At 72.0% G+C, this 10,112-nt stretch carries 8 protein-coding genes; 6 read left to right on the top strand and 2 right to left on the bottom strand.

All coding sequences use genetic code 11. The features are described from left to right. A partial coding sequence (gene sph / locus ACWGDE_RS31065) for a sphingomyelin phosphodiesterase (RefSeq protein WP_453392359.1) occupies positions 1-965 on the bottom strand: 965 nt, incomplete at its 3' end. A 228-nt stretch (positions 966-1,193) separates the two neighbouring features. Between sph and ACWGDE_RS31060 the strand changes: the two genes are divergently transcribed. After that, the gene (locus ACWGDE_RS31060; RefSeq protein ID WP_453392358.1) at positions 1,194-2,075 is read left to right on the top strand and encodes an oxygenase MpaB family protein; all 882 of its coding nucleotides are present in this window, start codon (positions 1,194-1,196) and stop codon (positions 2,073-2,075) included. Positions 2,076-2,113: 38 nt separating this feature from the next. Here the strand turns inward: ACWGDE_RS31060 and ACWGDE_RS31055 are convergent, their stop codons facing one another. After that, on the bottom strand, positions 2,114-3,646 hold the full coding sequence (locus tag ACWGDE_RS31055) for a M1 family metallopeptidase (RefSeq protein WP_453392357.1): 1,533 nt from the start codon (positions 3,644-3,646) through the stop codon (positions 2,114-2,116). A 261-nt stretch (positions 3,647-3,907) separates the two neighbouring features. Between ACWGDE_RS31055 and ACWGDE_RS31050 the strand changes: the two genes are divergently transcribed. From ACWGDE_RS31050 to ACWGDE_RS31030, 5 genes are all read left to right on the top strand, one after another. Continuing rightward, on the top strand, positions 3,908-4,771 hold the full coding sequence (locus ACWGDE_RS31050) for an SCO6745 family protein (protein WP_453392356.1): 864 nt from the start codon (positions 3,908-3,910) through the stop codon (positions 4,769-4,771). A gap of 117 nt (positions 4,772-4,888) precedes the next feature. Beyond that, complete coding sequence (locus ACWGDE_RS31045) at positions 4,889-7,360, top strand: Tex family protein (RefSeq protein ID WP_453392355.1); 2,472 nt, start codon at positions 4,889-4,891, stop codon at positions 7,358-7,360. Positions 7,361-7,612: 252 nt separating this feature from the next. Continuing rightward, positions 7,613-8,152 carry a hypothetical protein gene (locus ACWGDE_RS31040; RefSeq protein ID WP_453392354.1) on the top strand — a complete coding sequence of 180 codons (540 nt, stop codon included), beginning with the start codon at positions 7,613-7,615 and terminating at the stop codon, positions 8,150-8,152. After that, positions 8,142-9,338, top strand: a complete 1,197-nt coding sequence (locus ACWGDE_RS31035; RefSeq protein WP_453392353.1) for an MAB_1171c family putative transporter — start codon at positions 8,142-8,144, stop codon at positions 9,336-9,338. Before ACWGDE_RS31040 ends, ACWGDE_RS31035 begins: the two co-directional genes overlap by 11 nt. 7 nt (positions 9,339-9,345) lie before the next feature. Further along, positions 9,346-10,112: SDR family NAD(P)-dependent oxidoreductase (locus ACWGDE_RS31030; RefSeq protein ID WP_453392352.1), on the top strand; the 767-nt coding region annotated here is incomplete at its 3' end.

Raw genomic sequence — 10,112 nt, 5'->3', positions numbered from 1 at the left:
TCGGACAGGTTGGTGTAGGTGTACGAGGTGCCCCAGCTGGAGACCGTCCAGGGGGCGGACTGCTCCTTGACCACGTTGTTCTCCCAGTTCGCCGGGCGGGCGTTGCCCTTGCGGTACAGGACGTAGTCCAGGTCCTCGCGCGGGTCCGTCGGGTAGCGGTAGTTCGCTATCGAGTTGAGCGCGGTGTCGAAGGAGTACGGGTGGCCCGTGCGGGTGTCGGAGGCGGCGAGGTCGGCGTTGGCCAGCATCGAGGCGAGTTCCGGGGTGCGGGAGTCGACGTTCATGTCGCCCGCCACGATGACCTGTTCGTTCGCCGGGATGTTCTTCCCGTCCAGGAACGCGTCGATGGTGCGGAACTGGCGGGCGCGCATCTCCGCCGCCTCGCCCGCGGAGCAGCCCGGGTCGGTGGACTGGGCGTGGGTGCCGACCACGTGGACCTTGGCGCCGTTCACGTTCAGCACGACGTAGGCGAAGCCCTTGTTGGACCACCAGTCGGCGCCGCAGGCGTCCTTGTAGACAACCTGCTCCTTGCGCACGATCGGCCACTTGCTCAGGACCGTGACGCCGCCGTCCTCCGGGGTGGTGGAGGAGTAGGCGCCGCCGGTGGCGTCCCAGCCGCTCTTGCTGCGGCCCACGACGGGGGTCTGGTACGGGTACTGCGCGGAGGCGTTGGACTTCAGCGCGTCCGAGGCGCCGTTGTCGAAGGCCTCCTGGAGCACGACCACGTCGTGGCCCTGGAAGAAGGAGGCCTTCGGGATCTCCGTCGCCCGGTGGTCCTGGCCCCAGTTCGGGTACAGGTTCTTGCTCATCAGGAACACGTTGTACGACAGGACGCTGAGCCGCGGCGCGGCGGTGTTCTCCGCGGCGGTGGCGGCCGGAGCCGTGGTGGCGGCGATCGCGCCGGCGGCGATCGCGGCGACGACGGCGGCGGCGGACCGGGCCTTGCGGGGCGGGACGTGCGACATGGAGGTCTCCCTCGTTCCTGTGGGGGAAGATCGGCTCCGCCATCCAAGCAGTCGCGGTTACCTCTGGGTAACACCCGTGACACGACTTTCTGTCCGGCGTGAGGACATCGGACTCCGCCGGTCCGATCGCCGGCGAAGAGGGGCTGGTCACGGCCCCTCCGGACAGGAGTGCGCCCACGGTCCGCGGTCATACTGGATGAACGGAGACCGACATCTGGGGGCGCACGCATGACCACGACGACCCGGCCGAAGGCCGCGAGGCGCGAGGACCCCGAGCCCCCGCCGCCCGGCGGAGTGCTCTGGACCATCGCCGGGGACGTCCGGGCGCTGCTCATGCTGCCCGCCGCCTTCACCATGCAGGTGGCCCACCCCGCCATCGGGGCCGGAGTCGACGAGTACTCCGTCTTCCGCACCGACCCCTGGGGCCGGGGCGAGCGCTCCCTGCGCTCCGTCCAGCTGTGGGTGTACGGCGGGGCGGACGCCGCAGCCGAAGGGCGCCGGGTGCGCCGGCTGCACAAGGAGATCCAGGGCACCGACACCCGGGGGCGCCGCTACCACTCCCTCGACCCCGCCTGCTACGCCTGGGTGCACGCCACCGGCTTCCCCGTCTACCTCCACGCCGGGCGCTACCTGCTGCGCCGCTTCACCCCCGCCCAGGAGCGCCAGCTCTACCGGGAGTGGCTCCAGGTCGGCCGGATCCTGGGCCTGCACGACCGGGACATGCCGCAGAGCATCGAGGAGTACTGGCCGTACTACCACCGGATGCTGGCCGAGGAGATCGAGCCCACCAAGGTCGCCCGCGAGCTCCTCGCCACCGATGCGCCGCTGCCCCGCCCCGAGGGCGGCCCGCTCGCGGTCCGGATCCTGCTGCGCCTGGCCTGGCCGGTGCTCCGGGCCGCGTTCCTGCACTTCCGGGCCTTCGTCACCGTCGGCTACATGCCGCCCGACGCCCGCGCCGCCATCGGCCTGAATTGGACCAGGTCCCAGGAGCGCCGGCTGCGCCTGTTCAGCACCGTCGTACGGGTTCTGGTACCGCTGCTGCCCGAGCGCCTGCGCTACCTCCCGATCGCCCGGGCCGCCCGCGCACGCCGACGCGCCGGCACCCCCTGAGGGGTACCGGCGCGCGGGGGGTTACGTACGGCCCTGGATCAGTGGCCCTCGTGGACCGAGTCCGTTGCGGCGATCTTCTTCCAGGACTTCGGCTCCGCCGCCGGCTTGGCGGCCGGGGACTGCAGGGCGCGGGCGCCCGGGGCCTTGGCCGCCGCGGACGGAGCCGACGGGTTCAGCGCCGAGGCGGCCGGCTTGCCCGGGGTGTACAGCCAGGTCTCGAAGAGCTGCGCGAGCGGCTTGCCCGAGACCTTCTCGGCGTAGCGGACGAAGTCGCCGACCTTGGCGTTGCCGTAGGCGCGCTCGGTCGGCCAGCCCTTGAGGATCTGGAAGAACTTCTCGTCGCCGATCTCGTTGCGCAGCGCCTGGATGGCGATCGCGCCGCGGTCGTAGACGGCCCCGTGGAACTGGTTCTCCGGGCCCGGGTCACCCGGCTTGACCTGCCAGAACGGGTCCTCGGCCGCGCGCAGCTGGTACGCCCAGTCGGCGAGCTCCTGCGCGGTGCCCTCGCCCTCCTTCTCCGACCACAGCCACTGGCTGTAGCGGGCGAAGCCCTCGTTGATCCAGATGTCCTTCCAGCCTTCGACGGACACGCTGTCCCCGTACCACTGGTGGGCCAGCTCGTGCACGACCACCGAGACGTTCGCGCCGTTGGCGAACTGCCGGGGGCTGTAGAACGGCCGGGTCTGCGTCTCCAGGGCGAAGCCGCTGGGCACGTTCGGGACGTAGCCGCCCAGCGCGTTGAACGGGTACGGGCCGAAGACCCCCTCCAGCCACTCCGCGACCTCGCCGGTCCGCTCCACGCTGGCCCGCGCCGCGCCCGCGTTGTCGCCGAGGTCCTTGCTGTAGGCGTTCAGGATCGGCAGCCCGCTGGAGGTCTTGTCGGTGGTCACGTCGAACTTGCCGATCGCCAGGGTGGCGAGGTACGTGGCCTGCGGCTTGTTCGAGCGCCAGTTGTACCGGGTCCAGCCCAGGCGCGAACTCTGCGACTGCAGGACGCCGTTGCTGATGGCCTGGGTGCCGTCGGGCACGTTGACGGAGATGTCGAAGGTGGCCTTGTCGAGCGGGTGGTCGTTGCTCGGGAACCACCAGACCGCCGAGTCGGGCTCCTGCGCGGCGATGCCGCCGTCGGGGGTGCGCTGCCAGGCCGACCAGCCGTCGACCTTGAACTCCGAGGGCTTGCCCGCGTACTTGACGACCACGGTCGACTGCCGGCCGCGCTGCAGCGGGGAGGCCGGGGTGACCTCCAGCTCCTGGGTGCCGGACTTGGCGAACTTCGCCTTGACCCCGTTGACCCGGATCTCGCTGACGTCCAGGCCGAAGTCCAGGTTGAAGCGGGACAGGTCCTGCTTGGCGGTGGTGAGGAGGGTGGCGGTGCCCTCCAGCAGGTCGGTCTTGGGCTGGTACTGCAGGCGCAGGTCGTAGTGGGAGACGTCGTAGCCGCCGTTGCCGCTGGCCGGGTAATAGGGGTCGCCGATACCCGGGGCGCCCGGACCGGAACTCGCCGCCGACGCCGGGATCACCAGCAGGAGGGAAGCGGCGAGCACGCTCGGGGCGATGACTTTGCGGTGCACCTTGGACTCCAATGGGTAGGGGAGTGGCTTCCGTTGGACCGTATTCACCCCCGCCGCCCCACGTCATGTCCATGGCCCCTGCTGTCACACGATCGCCATTCGGCCGTCACAGGCCGTATGCGCTCGCCGCGCCCGGCGGCCCGCTCCCCGCGCCCGGCGGCCCGCGGTCCCCGCCACCTGCACGGATCCGGACGGCCGGCCACCGGATCGGGCCGGTTACCGCTCCTTCCGGGCATACCAAGCAGTCGGTAGTCTCGCGCCATGACACTTCCCGAGCGCGCCGCCCGCCACGCTTGGCACGGGGCGATCAACCCGCTGCACGCCACCGTCTACTTCTCGCCGGACATCGTGAAGGAGTTCGCCGCCCTCGGGATCACCGACTGGGGCGCGATCAACCTCTCCTCCCGGTCCGCCGCCATGGGCGCGGTCGGCGCCGGCACGGTGACGGCGACGTTCTACAACTACCGCCACGACTTCGTCGCCGGGCACCTCCCGGCGGTCTGGGACACGGCCACCCCCGAGCAGGTCCTCGCCGCCCGGCTGCGGGCCGCCGACAGCACGCTGCGCCGGCTGCTGGGCCCCGAGACCATCGAGTCCCCGGAGATGGCGGAGGCCGCCGAGCTGGCCCTGACCGCGACCGCGGCCTGCACCCGGCACGCCCGCACCCTCTACTCGGCCCACGCCGACCTCCCCGTACCCGAGGAGCCGCACCTGCGTCTGTGGCACGCCACCACCCTGCTGCGCGAGCACCGCGGCGACGGACACCTCGTCGCCCTGCTCACCGTCGGCCTGGACCCCGTCGAAGCCCTGGTCAGCCACACGGCGACCGGCCGCGGCATGACCCCGAAGTACCTCAGGTCGATACGCGGCTGGGACCAGTCCGACCTCGACGCGGCGGCCGGGCGGCTGCGCGAGCGCGGTCTGCTCGACGCCGAGGGCGAGCTCACGCCCGAGGGAACGGCACTGCGCGAAGCCCTGGAGGCGGAGACCGACCGCCTGGACGCGGCCCCGTACGAGCACCTCGGCGCGGCCGGACTCGCCCGCCTCGCCGAGATCGGCGGCGGCTTCACCATGAAGGCCTTCCTCGCCGGAGCCTTCCCCCAGGACATGTTCGGCAAGGTCTGAGACCCGGGCCGGACAGGGCTCCCGACGCCCGCGGCCGCCACCTGCCACAATTGGCAGCCTTCCGACGAAGCACGCAGCACCATCACGTACACGTACGAAGGCAGGCGGGACCGCACAGTGACGATGTCCATCGAAGGCAGGATCGCCGAGGAGCTCGGCGTACGGGAGCGGCAGGTCAAGTCCGCCGTCGAGCTGCTCGACGGCGGCTCCACCGTGCCGTTCATCGCTCGCTACCGCAAGGAAGCGACCGAGATGCTCGACGACGCCCAGCTGCGCACCCTGGAGGAGCGGCTGCGCTACCTGCGCGAGCTGGAGGACCGGCGCGCGGCGATCCTCGCCTCCGTACGGGAACAGGGCAAGCTCGACGCCGAGCTGGAGGCCCGCATCAACGCGGCCGACACCAAGGCCCGGCTGGAGGACATCTACCTCCCCTTCAAGACCAAGCGCCGCACCAAGGCGCAGATCGCCCGCGAAGCCGGCCTGGAGCCGCTCGCCGAAGGCCTGCTGGCCGACGCCTCGGTGGACCCCGTGGCCCGGGCGGCCGCGTTCGTCGACGCCGACAAGGGCGTCGCCGACCCGGCCGCCGCCCTGGAGGGCGCCCGCGCCATCCTCACCGAGAAGTTCGGCGAGGACGCCGACCTCATCGGCGAACTGCGCGAGCGCATGTGGGGCCGCGGCCGGCTCGCCGCGAAGGTCCGTGAGGGCAAGGAGGAGGCGGGCGCCAAGTTCTCCGACTACTTCGACTTCACCGAGCCGTTCACCGCGCTCCCCTCGCACCGCGTGCTCGCCATGCTGCGCGGCGAGAAGGAGGACGTCCTCGACCTGACCCTGGAACCGGAGGAGCCGAGCGAGACGCCCGGACCCTCCACGTACGAGGGCATGGTCGCGAGGCGCTTCGGCATCAACGACCGCGGCCGGCCCGGCGACAAGTGGCTCGCCGACACCGTCCGCTGGGCCTGGCGCACCAAGATCCAGGTGCACCTCGGCATCGACCTGCGGATGCGGCTGCGCCAGGCCGCCGAGGACGAGGCCGTACGGGTCTTCGCCTCGAACCTGCGCGACCTGCTGCTCGCGGCCCCCGCCGGCACCCGGGCCACCCTCGGCCTCGACCCGGGCTTCCGCACCGGCGTGAAGGTCGCCGTCGTGGACGCCACCGGCAAGGTCGTGGCCACGGACGTGATCTACCCGCACGTGCCCGCCAACAAGTGGGACGAGGCCCTCGCCAAGCTGGCCCGGCTCGCGAAGGAACACGCGGTCGAGCTCGTCGCCATCGGCAACGGCACCGCATCCCGCGAGACCGACAAGCTCGCCGGGGACCTCATCACCCGCCACCCCGAGCTGAAGCTCACCAAGGTGATGGTCTCGGAGGCCGGCGCCTCCGTGTACTCGGCCTCCGCCTTCGCCTCGCAGGAACTCCCGGACATGGACGTGTCGTTGCGCGGCGCCGTCTCCATCGCCCGCCGCCTGCAGGACCCGCTCGCCGAACTGGTCAAGATCGACCCGAAGTCGATCGGCGTGGGCCAGTACCAGCACGACCTCTCCGAGGTGAAGCTCTCGCGCTCGCTCGACGCCGTCGTCGAGGACTGTGTGAACGGCGTCGGCGTCGACGTCAACACCGCCTCGGCGCCGCTGCTTTCGCGCGTGTCGGGCATCAGCGGCGGACTCGCCGAGAACATCGTCGCGCACCGCGACGCCAACGGCCCCTTCCGCAACCGCAAGGGGCTCAAGGACGTGGCCCGGCTCGGCCCGAAGGCGTACGAGCAGTGCGCGGGCTTCCTGCGCATCCGCGACGGGGACGACCCGCTGGACGCCTCCAGCGTGCACCCGGAGGCGTACCCGGTGGTCCGCACGATGGGCAGGACGGCGGGCAGCGAGGTCGCGGCCCTGATCGGCAACACGGGCGTGCTGCGCTCGCTGCGCCCCGAGCAGTTCGTCACCGAGGCCTTCGGCCTGCCGACGGTCACGGACATCCTGCGCGAGCTGGAGAAGCCGGGCCGGGACCCGCGTCCCGCGTTCAAGACGGCCACCTTCAAGGAGGGCGTCGAGAAGATCGGCGACCTGGCTCCGGGGATGATCCTGGAGGGCGTGGTCACCAACGTGGCCGCCTTCGGCGCCTTCATCGACATCGGCGTCCACCAGGACGGGCTGGCCCACGTCTCGGCGCTGTCGAAGAACTTCGTCAAGGACCCCCGGGACGTGGTCAAGCCGGGCGACATCGTCCGCGTGAAGGTCATGGACGTGGACATCCCGCGCAAGCGGATCTCGCTGACGCTGCGCCTGGAGGACGAGGCGGAGCGCGGCGGGGACCGTGCGCCGAAGCAGCGCGAGGAGCGCGGCGAACGGGGCGAGCGCGGCGAGCGGCGCGGTGGCGGCCGGCCGCCGCAGCAGCGCGGCGCGGCGGGCGGTCAGGGCGGCCAAGGCGGTCAGGGCGGTCAGCGCGGCCAGGGTGCTTCCCGGGACGGCGGCCGCGGTCAGCGCCAGGGCGGTCAGGGCGGCTCGGCTCCGGCACCCTCCAACAGCGCGATGGCCGACGCCCTGCGGCGCGCCGGTCTCACCGGCCCCGACGAGCGGGGCGGGCGCAAGCGCTGACGGTTCGTGGCAGCGTGTGACGGGTTGGCCGAATAGGTACCTCACATGGGGACATACCTTGCCAACTCCCTTGCAAGATCTGTAGGCATGGTGGAACGCCCGTTCGTCTTTCGGCGAACGGGCGTCCGTGTTTTCCCACTCAGGACCGCACTCCCGAGTTCGCCTTGAAGGCACTTGAAGGCAAAGGACGTCATGCCCCTGCCCACGCACTCCTATCGACGTTGCCCGAGAAAGGGTCCGAAGAGGGAACACATGCGCCACCCGCAACCCAGTCTGCGCAAACGCTGCGAGGCGATTCTCGGCCGTCTTGAGCTGACGCACCCGTTCTCCCTCGAGGTGCTGTGCGACCGGATAGCCGAACAGCGGGGCCGGCCGATCCGGTTGCACCCGCTGCCCAAGGAAGCGGCGGAGTCCGGGGTGTGCGGACTGTGGGTCGGCACCGCCAGCGTCGACTACGTCTTCTACGAGGCCCAGACCACCCCCCTGCACCGCGAGCACATCGTGCTCCACGAGCTCGGCCACATCCTCTTCGGCCACCACTCGCTCGACGCGGAGGACCCCACCGGGAGCGGCGAGGACGGCGGGCAGGTGCCCACGGTCCTCGGCCGCACCAACTACACCACCCATCAGGAGCAGGAGGCGGAGATGCTCGCCAGCATGATCCGCACCCGCACGACGAACCCCGGCCCGCACCACGCCCACGGCGCCGGTGACCGGGACACGCTCGCCCGGCTGGAGTCCGCGATGGGCTACGAGCGGCGCGGACGGGGGCGGGGCCGTCGTGGCTTCTGACCTCATGGCGCTCGGCGACGCGCTCGCCGTCCCCAGCGTCGTCTGCCTCTGGATCGCCGTACTGCTCCGCGCGCCCGGAGCCCTGCGCGCCCCGCACCAGCGCGGCCTGTGGCTCGCCGTCGCGACGGCCGCCGCCGCGATGACCCTGAACCTGCCCGACGTCGTCGCGTACGCCATGGGCCGCGACCCGGGGTACGCGCACACCATCGGCCTGGTCCGCAACCTCATAGGCGTCCTGTCCGCCGGCGCCGTGCTCTACTTCGTGGCCTCCGCCACCCGCGGCCGCCGGCTCCAGATCGCCTCGGGCGCCGGCACGCTCGTCTGGCTGGCCACCCTCGTCGCGCTGGACGCGGCCGCGCCGGCCCACGGCACGCACACCATCCCGCCGGCAGGCGACCCCGTACCCTCCCTCGCCTACTGGCTGGTGCTGATCTCCGCGCACCTGCTCGCCAACACCATCTGCGTGTCCGTCTGCTGGCGCTACGGCGGGCGCACCGAGAGCCGGGGACTGGCCGCCGGACTGCGGCTGTTCGGCCTCGGCACCGCGCTCGCCGGGGTGTTCTGGTTCGTGTACCTGCTCAAGGCGCTCTTCGGCGCCACCTGGGCGATGCCCGCCAACCCGCTGCTGATGAACACGCACGGACTGCTGCGCGCCGCCGCCATCCTCGTCCCGACGCTCTTCACCTTCCGCGGTACGGCCTCCGACGTCCTCACCGCCTGGCGGCTCTGGCCACTCTGGCGCGACCTGGTCCACGCCGTGCCGCACGTCGCCCTCAACAAGCCGCGTCCCGCGCGGGTACTGGAACTGCTGTGGCCGCCGGTCCCGCGCAACCTGCTCGTCTACCGCAAGGTCATCGAGACCCGCGACGCCATCCTGATCCTCGGCGAGTACGTGGCCCCGGGGGTGCCGGAGCTCGCGCGCGGCCACGTCGCCGGGAACGGAGTCCCCGAACCGCGGCGCAGCGCGGCCGCGCTGGCCTGCGTACTGAAGGAGGCGCGCCGGGCCAAGCTCGCCGGAATCCCGCAACAGCGCGGCGAGTCGGACGCGTTGGAACTCCCGGCCGCCATCCAGACCTCGGCCGACAGCGGGGACCTGGAGGGCGAGGCGCGGTTCCTCGTGGACGTCGCCCGCGCCTACGGCTCACCGGCCACCACCGCTTTCACCCCAGCAACCGCCAGGAAGTGAACGTCTCTTGACCACCGTACTGATCACAGGGGCCAGCGCCGGACTCGGCGCGGCCTTCGCCCGCGGCTTCGCGGCCAAGGGCTGCGACCTCGTCCTCGTGGCCCGCGACAAGTCCCGTCTGGAGGAGGTCGCCGAGGGGCTCGCCCGGGAATTCGGCTCCGTCTGCGAGGTGTTGCCCGCGGACCTGCTCGACGCCGACGGCCTCGACGAGGTCGCGGAGCGACTCGCCGACCCGGAGCGGCCCGTCGACATCCTGGTCAACAACGCCGGCTTCGGACTCCCCGCACCCTTCCCGTACAACCCGGTCGAGGACGAGGAGCGGATGCTGGACCTGCTGGTCAAGGTCCCGCTGCGGCTCACCCACGCGGTACTGCCCGGCCTGCGCGAGCGCCGCCGGGGCGCGGTGCTCAACGTGTCCTCGGTGGCCGGACTGCTGCCGACCGGGACGTACGGGGCCGCGAAGGCCTGGATCACGGCCTTCAGCGAATCGCTGCGCGTGGACATGGAGCCGTACGGCGTCCGCGTGCTGGCGGTGGTGCCCGGGTTCACCCGCACCGAGTTCCAGGAGCGCGCCGGGATGGACGTCAGCGCCCTGCGCGACGCGGTGTGGCTGGAGCCGCACCAGGTGGTGGCCAAGGCCCTGAGGGACCTGGCCCTGGCGGCGCCCGGGGGGCAAGAACCCCCGCGCCGACCCGCCGGACCCCCAGGCCCCCCCCCCCCCCCCCCCCCCCAACAGGGCCCCCACAAAGGCCGCCCACGGCCCCCACCACCCCG

Source organism: Streptomyces sp. NPDC054956 (assembly GCF_053609185.1).
The sequence above is the reverse complement of the archived record's forward strand: the minus strand, read 5'-3'. Positions and strand labels throughout refer to the sequence as shown.